Genomic DNA, 17,906 nt, shown 5'->3' with positions numbered 1-17,906 from the left:
ATATCTATTGAATGACCTGTTTGATCGCACCCAGTTCAGGGTAGAAATATACTTTCACCGGCTGCTTCGCGTTTTCAAACATTTTCCTGATAAGGACGTCCTGGGTACCATACTGTACTACATCGACCTCCTTATTCGATAACACTTTGTTCCTGAATTCGATGGTCAAAGCCGCTTTTCCGGGAACATTATATACAATCCCTTCACTGAGTTTGGTCTCCAATCGTTTCAAATCCTTATCCGATAGTTGCATCTCCACCTTGGGGGTTTTATTCACCAATGAGAAATAAACCGGCTCTCCGGCAAGATTGTCGGCATCCATAGGACCCAATTTCTCCGAAAAACGGGCAATCACCTTGCGATCAATATCCCTTTCATCCGGAACGACGGTGTAACTCTGGACAAAATATTCGGTTTGCTCACTCCCTATGAAGAGCTCCGTCAACGCTTTCTCCTGAAGGTTGATCTCCTCCATCACCACCTTATAGGCATTTCCGTCCGGAGGCATATTATCCGCTTCACCAGTCAGTATATCCGTTCTGCTGGTTCGCAGGCTGAATATCTGCCGGGCGACCAATTCTGCCTGTCGGGCGGTGGAGCCGGCCATAAGCGTCTCCTGCGACAAATAATTTCGTGGATTAACTGTCGGTGCGATCCCTTGGGGAATATCCAATTTCTGGGGTGTTTCTGGTTCAGGATCTGCATTGATGGTGACAATGACTCCGTCTTCGCGCAGGTAAACGAACGGATCCAACGATTTGGGACGAAACTCTACCATGAAAGAGTTTGTTTTATCAACGATACCTTTGTTTAACAGCGATATATCCTCCAGGGTATAAACCGTCCGATCTTCGGTCACAGGATTATCTATCCCCAGATAACGCTGTGCGTAAGGATAAAATTCACCTTTGCGGTAAGTGGTTTTCTTTACCAGAAACGTCACCTCGAAGGAAGTCTTTGGCAATGAATAAATGACACCCCAGTTGTCTGCTTTGATGGCATTTACCCTTGTGGTCTTCTGAGCAAAAACATTGGCAGTGACCGCAAGTATAAGTGTCAGGATCAAATATTTTAGTTTCATCATTGTTTTATATTTTCAGTGAGCTGATTGGAATTGCTCCAAAAAGCGGACGTCGTTTTCGGAAAACATTCTCAAGTCTTTCACCTGATACTTGAGATTGGTGATTCGTTCAATACCCATCCCCAATGCATAACCGGAATAAGTTTTACTATCGATGCCACAGTTTTGCAGCACGTTGGGATCTACCATACCACATCCCAGGATTTCAACCCAACCGGTATGTTTACAGAAGGGACATCCTTTTCCACCACATATATTACAGGAGATATCCATCTCCGCACTAGGTTCGGTAAAGGGGAAATAGGAGGGGCGCAAACGTATTTTTGTCTGCTCGCCGAACATCTCCCTGGCAAAGAAAAGCAATGCCTGTTTCAGATCGGCAAACGACACATCCTTGTCAATATAGAGTGCTTCCACCTGGTGGAAAAAGCAGTGGGCACGGTAAGAGATCGCTTCGTTCCTGTACACTCGTCCGGGACAGATAATACGGATCGGCGGGTCTGTTTTCTCCATCACGCGGGTCTGTACCGAAGAAGTATGTGTTCGCAATACGATCTGAGGGTCGTTCTGGATAAAGAAGGTATCCTGCATATCGCGCGCCGGATGATCATCCGCGAAATTCAGCGATGAAAATACATGCCAGTCATCTTCCACTTCCGGACCTTCCGCAATGGAGAATCCGAGTCGTTTGAAAATATCACAGATCTCCTCTTTGATGATCGAGAGAGGATGACGGGTGCCCAAAGGGATAGGGTAAGCCGTACGGGACAGATCAATATTGCTATGTGCCGCGCCGTCATTTTCAAACTGTTTCTTCAATAATTCTATCTTTTCGGTCGCTTTCTGCTTCAGCTCATTCAGCCGCATACCCACTTCCCGCTTTTGTTCGGGAGGAACAGTACGAAAATCATCCATCAGGGAAGAAATACTCCCTTTTTTACTCAGGTATTTTATGCGTGCCATTTCCACCTCTTCCGGGGCGGAGACCGTCAGTTGCTCAATTTCAGAGAGGAGAGTCTCTATCTTTTCTATCATTGTTATTGAATCTTATAAACCTATATACAGTACAAAAATAGATATTTTATTACTATTTATCCCGGTTTTTGGGGAAAGATTTGGTAGAAACCACAGTAGGATAAGGGTTAAATTAGTACTTTTGTCCGATAAATCATTAAAAAAATGATCGACAGGGTACGCAGATTCATTGAAAAAGAGAAGCTACTGACGCCTGACGCCACAGTCATCGTAGGGTTAAGCGGTGGCATGGATTCCATGGTACTGCTCGACCTCCTTACTCTGTCGGGATATCAGTGCGTAGCCGCTCATTGCAATTTCCATTTGCGTGGTGAGGAATCAGAGCGCGATGCGGCATTCGTAAAGAAATGGTGTATAGAGATCGATATCCCCTTTACCTCCATCGATTTCGATACGACGCAATATGCATCCGACAGGAAGATCTCCATAGAGATGGCTGCACGTGAACTGCGGTACGACTGGTTTGAAATTATCCGTCGTCAGTATGGAGCCGAAGCCATCGCCGTGGCACACCACAGGGATGATTCGGTAGAGACTGTCCTGCTGAACCTGATCCGGGGTACTGGTATCAAAGGGCTGACCGGTATTATGCCTAAAAATAAAAAGGTAATACGTCCTCTCCTGTGCCTTACCCGTACCGACATAGAGGAATATATTTCACAACGGGATATGCCTTATGTGTTCGACAGCACAAATAATGACGATATCTTTCTGCGAAATGCAATCAGGTTGAATATTATTCCTTACTTAGAGAAGTTAAACCCGTCGGTAAGAGAAGCCATTTGGCGCACCTCCTGTAACCTCGCCGAAACTGAAAAAGTCTATGATGCCTCCATACGTGATACCATAAAAGATTTGTTCCGGGATGATAAGATCGATATCCGGAAGCTTCGGGAAACGGCATCTCCCCGCTCTATTTTATTTGAAATCCTTTCCCCGCTGGGGTTTGGTGTGTCGGTGATTGAGGATATATGGCTTGGTATGGAGAACAATTCGGGTAAAGTATATCATTCCAGGTCATACCGACTTATCAAGGACCGCCATTTTTTTATCCTCGACCGTGAGTCGGACAATGATACAAGTGTAGACATGGTTTATGTCGATTCGGAAACGGAAGAGATTACCGAACCCCTTCATCTGAAAATAAAGAAAGGGAAAATGCCACTCTCCATAGAAAAGGACAAACGGTTTTTGTATGCCGATATCTGTAGATTGAATTTTCCACTTACATTAAGACGATGGAAAGAGGGGGACTGGTTTATCCCATTTGGGATGAAAGGCAGAAAGAAAGTAAGTGATTATTTTACTGACCGCAAATACAATCTCAAGGAAAAAGAAAACGCATGGATACTTCTTTCCGGGGATGAAATCGTATGGATTGTAGGGGAACGGCCCGACGATCGTTATAAGGTGACGGAAGAAAGTAGCAATATTTTTGTGATGGAAGTGATAGATAATGAGCATATAGCAAGCAAAAAGTAAAAAAATTCCGGAATCGATGCAACCTTTTTCATTTTTTTGCATCTATAATATAAGAAGAAACCAAGAACCAAGATTCAAGACTATTCTTGACTTCTCAACTTCTTGATTTCTTGACATCAAACATCTTAATTTTCAATTATAATAATAAGTATGAAAAATAATACATTCAAAGATTTGGTGGTAGTGAGTATTTTTGTCGGTTTTGCCTATTATGTCAGCCGTTACTATCAACAGAAAAAACAAAAAGAGAGAGAATTGCGGGAAAGTCTCCATTTCCAGTTATTTTGAGGTTTCCCTTTCTATCTGCTTTATTTGCGTTCATTATTGATCGCTAAATTAAATTTTGTTCCGGCAGTTTCCATGCCGGAATTTTTGTACCTTTGCGGGTCAATTACAGTTTTATGCTTACACTCAGAAGAATCAACGAAAACCCGGAAGAGGTTATACACCAATTGTCGAAAAAACATTTCGACGGCAGGGAGATTATCCCTCAGATTATCAACCTGGATGAAACACGACGCATGACACAGACTCATCTCGATACTATTTTGGGAGAGATCAACTCTATTTCCAAGTCGATTGGCCAGTTCATGAAAGAGGGAAAGGAGGACGAGGCGGCTAATGCACGTGAAAAGGTACGGTTACTGAAAGAAACTTCCGCAGAACTGGGGGAAACTCTGAAAGATACCGAACAAAAAATAGAGGTTTTGTTGGTTACTATTCCCAATCTGCCCCATGAGTCCGTGCCGGAAGGGCGTACAGCCGAAGATAACCTGATAGAGCGGAGTGGGGGAGATATCCCGTCTTTGGACGATAATGCCCTTCCTCATTGGGATCTGGCAAAAAAATATGAACTGATCGATTTCGAATTGGGAGTAAAGATCACAGGAGCCGGTTTTCCTGTGTACAAAGGGAAAGGAGCACGACTCCAACGCGCCTTGATCAACTTTTTTCTGGATAGTGCACGTGATGCCGGATTTATGGAAGTGCAACCGCCTTATGTGGTGAATAGCGATTCCGGCTTCGGAACGGGACAATTACCCGACAAGGAGGGACAGATGTACCATGTGGGTTTGGATGATCTCTATCTGATTCCCACCGCGGAAGTACCGGTGACCAATATCTATAGGGATGTGATCCTCGACGAGAAAGACCTCCCGGTAAAGAATACCGCCTACTCGGCCTGTTTCCGTCGTGAAGCAGGCTCCTACGGGAAGGATGTGCGTGGCCTAAACCGTCTGCATCAGTTTGATAAGGTGGAAATCGTCTGCATCGATAAACCGGAGAACTCCTATAATCGCCTTGATGAAATGGTAAGCTATGTACAGACGTTGGTAGAGAAGCTAACTCTTCCATGGCGTATTCTGCGCCTTTGCGGTGGTGATATGAGTTTCACTTCGGCATTGACCTTCGATTTCGAAGTATATTCTACAGCCCAGAAACGCTGGCTGGAGGTCAGTTCGGTATCCAATTTCGAGAGTTATCAGGCCAACCGCCTGAAATGCCGTTACCGCAATGCTGATCGCAAGACAGAACTCTGTCATACCCTCAATGGCAGCGCACTCGCCCTGCCTCGTATCATGGCGGCATTACTGGAGAATAATCAGACACAGGATGGCATACGGATTCCGGAACCGCTGGTTCCATACTGCGGTTTTGATCTGATTGATTAAGACTGCAAGAGGGTCTCATACCGGAAATAGTGGGGTGAAACCGTACAAACAGAAAAAAGAGTGATATTTATTTTTTTATTTTAAATGATTGTCATATCTTTGCACACCGAAAATTGAGAATATTCAAACAGCAGGTTCAATGGAGTTTGCATAAGATCATCAAAACAGGGTTACACATTGATGATTAGTGATTTCACTGACCGGAAAAAATAAAAATCAGTATGAAGAAAGAGATCCATCCCAACAATTACCGCCCGGTAGTTTTCAAAGATATGTCGAATGAAGAGATTTTCATTTCGCGATCTACTATCAATGCAAAAGAAACTATCGAAATAGACGGTGTTACTTATCCGTTGGTAAAACTTGAGATTACCAGTTCTTCGCATCCGTTCTATACCGGAAAACAAAAACTGGTAGATACGGCAGGACGGGTTGACAAGTTTATGAGCCGTTACGGAAATCGTAACAAGAATAAATAAATCCCGTTTCAAAGGATTTTAATGTAACAAATGGCGGCGGTCTGACAGGGATCGCCGCTATTTGTCTTTAAAGTATGTTTGAGTTTCTGGTAAAATTATGTACTTTTGCTTGGTTTCTTGCCGCTATGGATTCATGGTGACGCGAAATGCACTGATATACGGATAAAGCAAATAAATAAGGGATGAAACAATTCACACTACCAATAGATTTCTGCCATTTTTTTCGTCAAAAAAAGCTTTTGATGCTTTTGCTTGTCATTTTATGTACGATCCCTTCTCCGGCTCAGATGCAACTCAATGATAACGCAAAAATAAGCCTTTTGACAGCATCGCCCTGGTATGCTGTGGTCTATGGTTTTTTCGGCCATACCGCCATTCGTGTGTTGGACGATTCCACCGGTGTGGATGTGGTCTATAATTATGGCTATTTTGATACATCACAACCTCATTTCCTGTATAACTTCGTGCGGGGAAAGACTGATTATATTCTTGGTGGTATTCCTTTTGATTCGTTTATCAATGAATATGGATATAAGGGGCAACAAGTGACAGAACAGGAACTGAATCTCTCTCCGGCCGAAAAACAACAATTGTACCAGGCTCTGTTTATCAACGCTTTGCCGGAAAACTGTGGCTATCGATATAACTATTTCTATGATAATTGTGCGACCCGTCCCCGTGATATGGTGGAGAAATATACAGATGGCAGGATCGAATATCCTGCAACTACACCCACCCAATCGTATCGCGATCTTGTACATGAATGTGTAGATGGTTATCCCTGGTTCCGATTCGGTATCGACCTGTTGATAGGAAGTTCGGCTGACAGTACCATTAATGTAAGGACCAAAATGTTTATTCCGGCCTATCTGATGGACTCTTTCGAAGGGGCAATCATTCAGAGAGGCGACTCTTTAACTGAGCCATTAGTGAAAAACAGCGAGATTATTTTACCATTTGATAAAGAGAAAAATAAAAGAGAAGAAGGGGTTGTATTTACACCGTTATTGACAGCATTCGTATTGTTGTTTCTTACCATACTCATCTCGATGATCCAGGTTGTTAAAATGAATCAGACAAAACTTACCAGGCTCTATGATACTATTCTGTTTGCAATTGCCGGATTGGCCGGAATAATCCTTCTGGTATTGATGTATTTCTCGGAACACCCAGCAACCAACCCCAACTGGAATTTTGTATGGTTGAATCCCTTTGCGCTGATTGCTGCTTTTTTCTTCTGGATGAAATCAGCAAATAAGGCGGTTTATTTCTATCATTTTATTAACTTTGCACTCCTAATGCTTTTCCTTTTGTTATGGTGGTTGATACCGCAGCAATTACCTTGGGCAACAATCCCATTTTCAATGAGTTTGTGCCTTAGATCGGGTACAAACATTTATATGTTGAGAAAGAGGCGGTTAAAAAATAGGCAGTTCACTACAAGCAGGCACCTGAAAGCAGGGTGGGGAGGGCTTTAGATCGCTAAAAGACAGAAATATACACATGGTTAGAATATTATCTTCGCTGGTTGCTTTTTTTTCAATTACGACGCTTTTTGCGCAAATGCCTTCAGGTGAAATACCCAAGTTGGTGGTGAGTATTACCATAGACCAGTTCCGGGGTGATTATCTGGAGATGTTCAGACATAAATTCGGGAATAGGGGGTTTAACAGATTGTTAACGAATGGGTTGGTGTACAACAATATATACTATGACTTTCCAAATCTGAACAAAGCATCTGCCATCACAACAATTTTTACCGGGGCCAATCCTTCCTATCATGGAATTATGGCTGAAAATAAATATCTGGTTGAATCAAATCTTGAGATATCCACTTTCTTCGACGATAACTATCTGGGAAATTTCACTACAGAAAAACTCTCACCTCTTCCCATCAAGGTATCCACTATTGCCGACGAGCTTAAAGTGGCTTCAGCGGGACAGTCGGATATACTGGCCTTTGCCCCTGATGCTTCTCAGGCTTTCGCTTCAGGAGGACATGCCGCCAGTGGTGCTTTCTGGATTGAGGATGTCAACGGAAAATGGGCAACCTCTACGTTTTACAAGGCAAAACAACCGGTTGTAGATCAGCATAACCGCAGTACGCAATCGCTTAGTAATACGATCGGTAGTATCACATGGCGTCCAGCCATTGATGTTAATCGTTATGATGTTTTTCCATATACTCGGAACAAATATAATTTTCAACACTATTTCGGAGTCGACAAGAAAGACAATATCCGCCTTTTCAAACAGTCACCCTATGTGAATAAAGAGGTGAACGACATGGCACTCAGGCTGCTCGAGGCGGGATCACTGGGGAAAAGGATGAATCCTGACTTCCTGGCGCTTACCTTCTATGCCGGAAATTATGAAAAAGCCCTTGATAAGAATTACTCTGTAGAAATTCAGGATACCTATTACCGTCTCGACCAGGAAATGGAGAGGCTTCTTGATGCTATTGACGCTTCCGTGGGTCTTAAAAATACACTTATATTTGTGGTGTCTACCGGTTATTTCGATGAGCAGGAGATTATCCCTGAAGAGATGGTTACTTCAGGTGGCGATTTCTATCCCGATCGGAGTCAGGCGCTTCTCAATATGTACCTGATGGCTCTCTACGGTAGAGAACAGTGGATCAAGAAATATTACGACAGGCAATTTTTTTTCGACAGAAAATTGATTGAGGATAAGAAGATCGATCTAAAGGAATTTCAGCAGAAAGCTGCCGAATTTTTAGTACAATCGGCCGGTATCCAGGATGTGATCACATCCTATCAGATGTTGCATGGTGCTCATAACCCAGATTTACAATATTATAGAAATGGTATTTATAAAGGTGTTTCGGCTGATCTCTTCCTTCAGTTACAACCCGGTTGGCGAATAGTAGACACTCAGTCAGATCAGAACGAAAGAGTCAGGAATAATGCTGTTGTAGCTCCGGTGATATTTTTTGGGAGTGATATCAAACCTCAAAGAGTTGAAAGAACTATTGATGCTACCGAAATAGCACCCAGTGTTGCATATCGGTTGCGTATCCGCGCTCCCAACGCCGCAAAAGCGAAGATTTTAGTTGAACTTTTCGGAAAGTGAGAATATAGTCCAAACAAGTTTGGGCTATATCGAACGTAGAAAAAGTCTAACGAAATTGAATTTTTTCGATAAACGAGAGCAGAATCAAAGCCTTGTTTAACAGCAATAACTATTACATTTTTTTTAATAATACAACGAATAGGAGGTAAGAAATGGAAAGGTGGAAAGGCGATTAGACCTACCCACTATCCTGTTTGAGCCTCACAATAGAACAAATATACATATGGGATGGAATGATTTTATATCAAAAATAATCGGCAACAAGGCACAACGCGACCTGAACGAAATAAATCCGGTCGTGAGAAAAGTAAAAGAGGCTTATGCCGGGATAGAAAGACTCTCCAACGACGAGCTGCGCGCCAGGACAAAAGAGCTTGAAATACGTATCCAGGAATATGTCGCTGAAGATAAAGCGCAGATTGAGGAACTTAAGGCCGGTATCGATGCAATTGATCTGGATAAACGTGAAACGGTCTGGAATCAGGTGGATAAACTGGAAAAAGAAGTGACCGAAAAATATGAGAAGGTGCTGGAAGAAGTACTTCCCGAGGCATTCTCTATTATGAAAGATACGGCCCGTCGTTTTACGCAGAACGATGAGATTGTGGTTACCGCTACCGATTTCGACCGTGATTTGGCTGCGAGCCACGATTTTGTCCGCATTGACGGAGATAAGGCTATCTATCAAAATCACTGGATTGCGGGAGGGAATGAGATTATCTGGGATATGGTTCATTATGATGTGCAGCTCTTCGGAGGAGTGGTATTGCACCGCGGCAAAATTGCCGAAATGGCTACCGGGGAAGGTAAAACGTTGGTAGCTACACTTCCTGTCTTCCTTAACGCACTTACTCACGAGGGGGTACATGTAGTGACCGTGAATGATTATCTGGCGAAACGTGACTCGGAGTGGATGGGACCCATGTACATGTTCCATGGTTTGTCGGTCGACTGTATCGATAAGCATGAACCTAATTCCGATGCCCGTCGTAAAGCATATGAATCGGATATCACCTTCGGAACCAATAACGAATTCGGTTTCGATTACCTACGCGATAATATGGCAGTGTCGCCCAAAGACCTTGTACAGCGCAAGCATAATTACGCGATTGTGGACGAGGTGGACTCGGTATTGATTGACGATGCCCGTACCCCGTTGATTATCTCAGGACCGGTGCCCAAAGGCGATGACCAGTTATATGATCAGTTCCGTCCGCGGGTTGAGATGATAGTGAAGGTACAACGCGAACTGACAACCCATCTTCTGGCGGAAGCAAAAGCAAAGATGGCCTCTTCCGATCCTAAGGTACAGGAAGAGGGGGCATTACTGCTTTTCCGCTCCTATAAAGGGATGCCAAAGTACAAGCCTCTTATCAAGTTCCTCAGTGAGCAAGGAATCCGGGCGGCTATGCTCAAAGTCGAAGCATTCTATATGCAGGAGCAGATGCGTAATATGCATGTCGTAACTGATCCGCTCTATTTCGTGATTGATGAGAAGCAAAATAGTATCGAGCTGACAGATAAGGGAATCGATCTGCTGACCGGGAAATCGGACGACCCCTACTTCTTTGTCCTGCCCGATATTGGATCGGAGATGTCGGAACTGGAAAACTCTTCCCTTTCGGATGAAGAGAAAGCAGCGAAAAAAGATGAGTTGCTGCAAAATTATGCGGTGAAGTCGGAACGTGTACATACCGTCAATCAATTGTTGAAAGCATATACGCTGTTCGAAAAAGATGATGAGTATGTAGTGATCGACAACAAGGTAAAGATCGTGGATGAGCAGACCGGCCGTGTGATGGAAGGACGTCGCTATTCCGACGGTTTGCACCAGGCGATCGAAGCAAAGGAAAGGGTGAAGGTGGAAGCAGCCACACAAACCTTTGCAACCATTACGTTACAGAACTTTTTCAGGATGTACAGCAAGCTGGCCGGTATGACCGGAACGGCTGAAACCGAAGCGGGTGAATTCTGGGATATCTATAAACTTGATGTGGTGGTGATCCCCACCAACAGGCCTATTATCCGTGATGATCAGAACGACCGTATCTACAAGACCAAACGTGAAAAATATACGGCAGTGATTGAAGAGACCGAGGCTCTTATCGCCAAAGGTCGTCCGGTACTTGTGGGTACTACCTCTGTAGAAATTTCGGAATTGCTGAGCCGTATGCTCACTCTTCGTAAGATTAAACACAACGTGTTGAATGCCAAACTACACCAACGTGAAGCCGAGATTGTAGCAAATGCCGGACAAAAGGGTATGGTGACAATAGCCACCAATATGGCCGGTCGTGGTACCGACATCAAACTTACCCCCGAGGTGCGTAAAGCGGGCGGTCTCGCTATCATCGGTACGGAACGGCACGAGTCGCGTCGTGTAGACCGGCAGTTGAGAGGACGTTCCGGACGTCAGGGAGACCCTGGATCGAGTGTTTTTTTCGTTTCGCTGGAAGACGACCTGATGCGCCTCTTCGCTACAGAGAGGATTGCCGGCCTGATGGACCGGATGGGGTTCAAGGAAGGCGATGTCCTGGAACACAATATGTTGAGTAAATCGGTAGAACGCGCTCAAAAGAAGGTGGAAGAGAATAACTTCGGTATCCGTAAACGATTGCTGGAGTATGACGACGTGATGAACTCGCAGCGTGAAGTGATTTACCGCCGTCGCCGTCACGCCCTGATGGGTGAGCGTATCGATAATGATGTCGCCAATATGATCACTGAAACCACAAAGAATATTGTGGAGATCAATGAAGATGATTACGAAGGCATGAAACTCGACCTGCTCCGTGTAATGGCGCTTGATATTCCTTTCAAGGAAGAGGATATGAAGAGAATGAAAACGGACAACCAACTGCAGGCGATAACGAATCAGGCTTTTGAAACATTTAAGCGGAAAACGGAACGACTGGCAGAGATCGCTCATCCGGTTATTAAACAGGTCTATGAAAATCAGGGTGCCATGTATGAAAATATCCTTATACCAATTACAGACGGGAAGAGGGTATATAATATTTCATGCAACCTTAAAGAGGCATATGAAACAGGCTCGAAGGCACTGGTAAAAGCCTTTGAGAAATCGATCCTCCTGCATACGATTGATGAGGACTGGAAAGAGCATCTTCGTGAAATGGATGAATTGCGTCAATCCGTACAAAATGCGAGTTACGAGCAGAAAGATCCGCTGTTGATCTATAAATTGGAGTCGTTTAACCTCTTCCGGACAATGGTCAATAATATCAATTCGAAGGCCGTTTCCATTCTGATGAGAGGTCAGATACCCATACAGGATCCCGGAAGTGTACGCCGGGCTGCCCCCGAGCAAAAGACCGATTATAGCAAGTACCGTACCCAGAAAGAGGACTCGGATAGTATGCCGTTATCAGGGAATAACAATGGTGGAGGACCACAAAGACCACCTCAGAAATTAGAACCGATACGTGTAGAGAAAAAAGTGGGAAGAAATGATCCTTGCCCCTGTGGTAGCGGAAAGAAATATAAAAACTGTCACGGTGCATAAATGTCGGTAAAGAAAATTAAAACAGGGAGTAATAAACTTCCTGTTTTTTTTGTTAAATACGGAAAAAAGCAGTAATTTAGTCTGTTCAAAATTCAGAGAATATATTTTTTTTATTCTACTGTAAATAAGTCGTATATAAATATAAGTTGAGGAGTAAAATCACTTTTAAATATGATTGATCAGGAAGACAGAATCATCAAGATTAATATAGAAGATGAAATGAAATCGTCGTACATCGATTATTCGATGTCGGTTATTGTTTCCCGGGCCCTTCCGGACGTACGTGACGGCTTTAAGCCGGTCCATCGCCGTATTTTGTACGGTATGTCGGAATTGGGTAATACCGCTGATAAACCCCACAAGAAATCCGCAAGAATTGTTGGTGAAGTACTGGGTAAATATCACCCTCACGGTGACTCCTCTGTATATAATGCAATGGTACGTCTGGCACAGCTATGGAGTATGCGTTATACACTGGTGGATGGTCAGGGTAATATGGGGAGTGTCGATGGCGATAGTCCTGCGGCAATGAGATATACCGAAGCCCGCTTGAACAAACTGGCAGAAGAAATGCTCAGGGATATCGATAAGGAGACAGTCGATTTTCAATTGAACTTCGATGATACACTGCAAGAACCGTCCGTACTTCCCACACGTATCCCCAACCTGCTTATCAATGGTTCGTCTGGGATTGCCGTGGGAATGGCTACCAATATTGCACCGCATAACCTCACTGAATGTATCAACGGGATTATCGCCTATATAGATGACAGGGATATCGATACCCAGGGCTTGATGCAATATATCAAAGCACCTGATTTCCCGACTGGAGGATATATTTATGGTTATAAAGGTGTAGAGGAAGCTTTCGAAACGGGTAGGGGACGTATTGTCATGCGCGGGAAAGCGGAAATCGAGACGGGTAAACCCCATGACAAGATCATCATCTCCGAAATTCCCTATTTGGTCAATAAAGCCGACCTGATCAAGCATATCGCCGATCTGGTTTCTGAAAAAAGGATCGACGGTATCTCCAATGTCAACGATGAGTCGGACAGGGACGGTATGCGTATTGTGGTGGATATCAAACGCGATGGTAATGCCAATGTCGTACTGAATAAATTATATAAGCTTACGGCATTACAATCATCTTTCAGCGTGAACAGTATTGCACTGGTAAAGGGTCGTCCGGAGTTATTGTCGCTCAAGCGAATGATCGGACTCTTCGTGGAGCACCGTATCGACGTGGTGATACGACGTACAAAATATGAACTGCGCAAAGCCGAAGAGCGTGCTCATATCCTGGAAGGATTGATCATTGCTTCCGATAATATAGACGAAGTAATAGCCATTATCCGTAGTTCATCCACACCCCAAGAAGCGATACAACGATTGATGGAACGGTTTTCTCTTAGTGAGATCCAATCGCGTGCCATTGTTGAGATGCGTTTGAGACAACTCACCGGATTGGAACAGGATAAGTTGCGTGCTGAATACGAAGAGATACAGAAGTTGATCGCTTATTTGAATGAAATTCTGGTTAATGAAGAACTTCGTATGACAGTAATCAAGAACGAGCTGATCGAGATCCGTGAAAAATATGGTGACGAACGCCGCTCGGAGATTATCTTTGCTTCAGAAGAGATGAATCCGGAGGACTTTTATGCCAATGATGACATGGTTATCACCATCTCCCACATGGGATATATCAAACGCACTCCATTGGCTGATTTCCAGACACAAAACAGAGGTGGAGTAGGGGCTAAAGGAACCGATACCCGCGATGAAGATTTTGTGGAATATATCTATCCCGCTACCACGCACAATTATATGCTTTTCTTTACCCAAAAAGGGAAATGCTACTGGTTGCGCGTTTTTGAAATTCCCGAAGGGTCTAAAAATTCGAAAGGAAGAGCTATACAAAATCTGCTGAATATCGATTCGGATGATGCCGTCAATGCATTTGTCCGGGTGATAACATTACAAGACAAGGAGTATATCAATTCGCATAATCTGCTCTTCTGTACTCAACAAGGAGTGGTAAAGAAGACACCCCTCGAATCCTATTCAAGGCCGAGACAAAACGGTGTAAACGCGATTACCATTCGTGAAGACGACAAGGTAATATCTGTACGCCTGACCGACGGAAACCAGCATGTAATCCTTGCAAACCGTAACGGTCGTGCCATACGATTCGCTGAAGAGGATGTCCGTCCCATGGGGCGTACTGCTACCGGAGTTAGAGGAATGACGTTGGACGAAGATGGCCAGGATTGCGTGGTAGGAATGATCTGCATGAAGCCGGATTCCGAAGATACAATCCTGGTGGTATCGGAACAGGGATTCGGTAAAAGGACCAAACTCAATGATGAAGATGGTGAACCTGTGTACAGGATCACTCGCAGAGGAGGAAAAGGTGTGAAGACTCTGAACATAACAGAGAAGACCGGAAAGCTCGTTGCAATCAAAAGTGTAACAGATGATAATGATTTAATGATAATTAACAAATCTGGAGTTACAATACGTGTAAAAATTTCCGATCTTCGTATTATGGGGCGTGCCACACAAGGAGTTCGCCTGATCAATTTGGAAAAAAGGAACGATCAGATTGCATCTGTTTGTAAAGTGAATTCGAATGATGAAGAAATAGAAAATATTTCTGAAGAAAACGAGGAAACAGTGATTGATTAACGAATGGTTATAAAGCAATAAAAATCATAATTTAATTAAACTTTTTGAGCTATTTTAGTCAATACATTGCAACAAATGATCATAATCATATAAATGATGCGAGTATAGTTTAATCAAAAAATAAAACAAAATGAAAAGAATTTTATTCATAACAATGATTGCCATTTTCTCTATGGGTACCGTCTTCGCACAGAAATCGGCGCTGAGAGATGCAAAGAGGGCATTAGGTAAAGATGACTTGGGTGAAGCGAGAACATTAATTAAGCAAGCCGCAACCAATCCGGAGACGGCTAACGATCCTGAAACATGGAAAGTGATGGGCGATATTGGCAATAAAGCTTTCGACGCTGAAAGAGTCAAAGCGGCGTTGGGTCAGGGTCACAATGAGAAAGCAATGCATGATGGACTGTTGGAGTCTTATCTACCTTATCTGAAAGCTGATTCTTTGTCTGAACTACCGGACGAGAAAGGTAAGGTGAAAAACAAAGTACGCAAGGATGTGTCTAGCATCCTCCGGTCCAATCACCCTTTTTATATTAATGGGGGGGTCTTTTACAATAGCCAGAAGGATTACGCAAAGGCAGCGGATTTCTTTGAGATTTATTGGAATATACCTACGTTGCCCCTGTATGAAGGGCAGAAAGAATCTTTCGTATTGGATAGTACCTATCAATCCATCAAATATTATGCTATTGTTTCGGCTATCACTGCAGAGCAGCACGAGAGGGCTTTACGGATGCTGGAACGCGTTGCCAGCGAACCATTCATCGAAAACCCCGCCTTTAAAGAAACCGATGTGTATGAGTTGATGGCTGAAGAATATAAGACATTGGGAGATTCTGTTAAATTCGTACAAACACTTTATAAAGGTGCTGAGAAATTCCCCTCCAGTTCATACTTCCTGCTTAATCTCATCAATGTATTTATTAAGGAAGGAAAACCGGAGAACGCATTGCAATACCTCGACCAGGCAATAGCCAATGACCCCTCTAACGCTTGTGATCTGAACAGTGTGAAGGGTGCTCTTCTGGCCGAAAAAAAAGATTATACCAACGCTGAAGTAGAATACAAAAAAGCATTGGCACATGATCCTAATTGCGAAAGAGCGCTGGAAAACCTGGCCCGAAATTATATGATTCAGGCGCAGGAACTAAAAGAAACAACGGCTACATTAAGTAGACAACAACAGGTTGAGAACGATAAAAAAACAATTGATTATTATCAACAAGCACTTCCTTTATTAGAAAATCTGGATAAGATTTTAAAAGGTAGGTCAGCTGCACAGCAAGAAATAAATGCAATTCTTTTATTACTTAGAAATGCATATTATAATTTAAGTGTATTAGGAGTTGATAAATCAGATCAATTAAAAGCTATTGAAGACCAACTTGACTTGGAATAAATCAAGTAACTTCATACAATTAAATAAAAAGAAAGAAGAAAACCTGTGAAGGGTTTTCTTCTTTCTTTTTAATGAAGATAGAGGGGTTATAAAATATAAAATCAAATCTTATTATTAAACATAATAGTAATTATAGGAAAAATACTTCGGAAAACAGATCAATTTGTCACTTTAATTAGCAGATCAATGAATCCGTGAAATCAGAATGTCGTACTTTTTTTGTACTTTTGCAATCATCTGCAAAAATTACCAATAAAAAAATTCATGACTGATAATCAACGATATATTCAACGAGGAGTTTCAGCATCCAAGGAAGATGTCCACAATGCAATTAAAGCGGTCGATAAAGGTATTTTTCCGAGTGCATTCTGTAAGATCGTGCCGGATTTTTTAGGCAATGATCCGGACTACTGCAATATAATGCATGCAGACGGAGCCGGTACCAAATCGTCACTGGCTTATATCTACTGGCGTGAGACCGGGGATATTTCGGTATGGAAAGGTATTGCGCAGGACGCTTTAGTAATGAATATAGACGATCTGCTCTGTGTAGGCGCAACAGATAATATACTGCTTTCTTCCACCATCGGAAGAAATAAAAACCTGATTCCTGGAGAAGTAATTTCAGCCATCATCAATGGTACAAATGAATTATGTGAGGAGCTGTCACAACTTGGTGTAAATATTTATCCTACAGGCGGTGAGACTGCCGACGTAGGCGATCTTGTACGGACCATTATTGTAGACAGTACGGTCACCTGCCGCATGAAACGCTCGGACGTCATCGATAATGACCGTATTGAGGCCGGAGATGTGATTGTAGGACTTTCTTCCTCAGGACAGGCTACTTATGAAAAAGAATACAATGGCGGTATGGGCAGTAACGGTCTTACTTCGGCGCGTCATGATGTATTTGCCAGTTATCTGGCGCAAAAGTATCCGGAGAGTTACGATGCCTCCATCCCATCCGACCTGGTCTATTCCGGCCGGATGAAATTGACCGACGAGATTGAAAATCTGGGTATTGACGCAGGTAAATTGGTTCTCTCCCCTACCCGCACCTATGCGCCTGTCATATCTCTTATAATCAGTGAATTAAAACAAAATATTCATGGAATGGTTCATTGTTCGGGAGGTGCACAGACCAAAATACTTCACTTCCTGGGAAAAGGGCTCAAAGTGGTGAAGAACAACCTTTTCCCTATTCCACCTCTCTTCGATCTGATCCAAAAACAATCCGGTACAGCGTGGGATGAAATGTATAAGGTATTCAATATGGGGCACCGGATGGAGATCTATCTTTCTCCTGATCACGCGCAAAAAGTGATCGATATTTCCCGCTCTTTCAATATAGACGCCCGGATTGTGGGGCAGGTAGAAAAATCGGATGTTCGTGAACTGCTCATTGAAAGCGAATTCGGACAATTCCGTTACGAATAAACAGTAT

Annotated in this window: 12 protein-coding genes; 10 read left to right on the top strand and 2 right to left on the bottom strand. The window is 43.2% G+C overall.

What is annotated here, in order from left to right; all coding sequences use genetic code 11:
• Window positions 1-4: 4 nt before the first annotated feature.
• Window positions 5-1,084: a DUF4831 family protein gene (locus VB073_RS12545; protein ID WP_323404527.1), complete on the bottom strand. Its 1,080-nt coding sequence runs from the start codon at window positions 1,082-1,084 to the stop codon at window positions 5-7.
• Between the two features lie 12 nt (window positions 1,085-1,096).
• Window positions 1,097-2,116 (bottom strand): phenylalanine--tRNA ligase subunit alpha, encoded by a 1,020-nt coding sequence (gene pheS / locus VB073_RS12540; RefSeq protein WP_323404526.1) that lies wholly within the window; start codon window positions 2,114-2,116, stop codon window positions 1,097-1,099.
• A 144-nt stretch (window positions 2,117-2,260) separates the two neighbouring features.
• Between pheS and tilS the strand changes: the two genes are divergently transcribed.
• The 10 genes from tilS to VB073_RS12490 all read left to right on the top strand — a co-directional run bounded on the left by tilS (window position 2,261) and on the right by VB073_RS12490 (window position 17,899).
• On the top strand, window positions 2,261-3,598 hold the full coding sequence (tilS, locus tag VB073_RS12535) for a tRNA lysidine(34) synthetase TilS (RefSeq protein WP_323404525.1): 1,338 nt from the start codon (window positions 2,261-2,263) through the stop codon (window positions 3,596-3,598).
• Window positions 3,599-3,748: 150 nt separating this feature from the next.
• On the top strand, window positions 3,749-3,886 hold the full coding sequence (locus VB073_RS12530; RefSeq protein ID WP_323404524.1) for a hypothetical protein: 138 nt from the start codon (window positions 3,749-3,751) through the stop codon (window positions 3,884-3,886).
• Window positions 3,887-3,999: 113 nt separating this feature from the next.
• On the top strand, window positions 4,000-5,271 hold the full coding sequence (gene serS, locus VB073_RS12525; protein ID WP_323404523.1) for a serine--tRNA ligase: 1,272 nt from the start codon (window positions 4,000-4,002) through the stop codon (window positions 5,269-5,271).
• Between the two features lie 221 nt (window positions 5,272-5,492).
• Window positions 5,493-5,750, top strand: a complete 258-nt coding sequence (locus tag VB073_RS12520) for a type B 50S ribosomal protein L31 (RefSeq protein ID WP_019540833.1) — start codon at window positions 5,493-5,495, stop codon at window positions 5,748-5,750.
• A gap of 242 nt (window positions 5,751-5,992) precedes the next feature.
• Window positions 5,993-7,228 carry a DUF4105 domain-containing protein gene (locus tag VB073_RS12515; protein WP_323404522.1) on the top strand — a complete coding sequence of 412 codons (1,236 nt, stop codon included), beginning with the start codon at window positions 5,993-5,995 and terminating at the stop codon, window positions 7,226-7,228.
• A gap of 25 nt (window positions 7,229-7,253) precedes the next feature.
• Window positions 7,254-8,843 (top strand): alkaline phosphatase family protein, encoded by a 1,590-nt coding sequence (locus VB073_RS12510; RefSeq protein WP_323404521.1) that lies wholly within the window; start codon window positions 7,254-7,256, stop codon window positions 8,841-8,843.
• 223 nt (window positions 8,844-9,066) lie between these two features.
• Window positions 9,067-12,366: a preprotein translocase subunit SecA gene (gene secA, locus VB073_RS12505; protein WP_323404604.1), complete on the top strand. Its 3,300-nt coding sequence runs from the start codon at window positions 9,067-9,069 to the stop codon at window positions 12,364-12,366.
• A 171-nt stretch (window positions 12,367-12,537) separates the two neighbouring features.
• Window positions 12,538-15,057, top strand: a complete 2,520-nt coding sequence (gyrA, locus tag VB073_RS12500; RefSeq protein ID WP_323404520.1) for a DNA gyrase subunit A — start codon at window positions 12,538-12,540, stop codon at window positions 15,055-15,057.
• 130 nt (window positions 15,058-15,187) lie between these two features.
• Window positions 15,188-16,459, top strand: a complete 1,272-nt coding sequence (locus VB073_RS12495) for a hypothetical protein (RefSeq protein ID WP_323404519.1) — start codon at window positions 15,188-15,190, stop codon at window positions 16,457-16,459.
• A gap of 264 nt (window positions 16,460-16,723) precedes the next feature.
• Window positions 16,724-17,899: an AIR synthase related protein gene (locus VB073_RS12490; protein WP_323404518.1), complete on the top strand. Its 1,176-nt coding sequence runs from the start codon at window positions 16,724-16,726 to the stop codon at window positions 17,897-17,899.
• The last annotated feature ends 7 nt before the right edge of the window (window positions 17,900-17,906 follow it).

Origin of the sequence: Proteiniphilum sp., assembly GCF_034927365.1 — a bacterium.
GTDB lineage: Bacteria > Bacteroidota > Bacteroidia > Bacteroidales > Dysgonomonadaceae > Proteiniphilum.
The sequence above is the reverse complement of the archived record's forward strand: the minus strand, read 5'-3'. Positions and strand labels throughout refer to the sequence as shown.

Coding starts and splice junctions, on each gene's coding strand:
- VB073_RS12545 (WP_323404527.1), bottom strand. CDS start 1,084: ATGATGAAACTAAAATATTTGATCCTGACACTTATACTTGCGGTCACT.
- pheS (WP_323404526.1), bottom strand. CDS start 2,116: ATGATAGAAAAGATAGAGACTCTCCTCTCTGAAATTGAGCAACTGACG.
- tilS (WP_323404525.1), top strand. CDS start 2,261: ATGATCGACAGGGTACGCAGATTCATTGAAAAAGAGAAGCTACTGACG.
- VB073_RS12530 (WP_323404524.1), top strand. CDS start 3,749: ATGAAAAATAATACATTCAAAGATTTGGTGGTAGTGAGTATTTTTGTC.
- serS (WP_323404523.1), top strand. CDS start 4,000: ATGCTTACACTCAGAAGAATCAACGAAAACCCGGAAGAGGTTATACAC.
- VB073_RS12520 (WP_019540833.1), top strand. CDS start 5,493: ATGAAGAAAGAGATCCATCCCAACAATTACCGCCCGGTAGTTTTCAAA.
- VB073_RS12515 (WP_323404522.1), top strand. CDS start 5,993: ATGCTTTTGCTTGTCATTTTATGTACGATCCCTTCTCCGGCTCAGATG.
- VB073_RS12510 (WP_323404521.1), top strand. CDS start 7,254: ATGGTTAGAATATTATCTTCGCTGGTTGCTTTTTTTTCAATTACGACG.
- secA (WP_323404604.1), top strand. CDS start 9,067: ATGGGATGGAATGATTTTATATCAAAAATAATCGGCAACAAGGCACAA.
- gyrA (WP_323404520.1), top strand. CDS start 12,538: ATGATTGATCAGGAAGACAGAATCATCAAGATTAATATAGAAGATGAA.
- VB073_RS12495 (WP_323404519.1), top strand. CDS start 15,188: ATGAAAAGAATTTTATTCATAACAATGATTGCCATTTTCTCTATGGGT.
- VB073_RS12490 (WP_323404518.1), top strand. CDS start 16,724: ATGACTGATAATCAACGATATATTCAACGAGGAGTTTCAGCATCCAAG.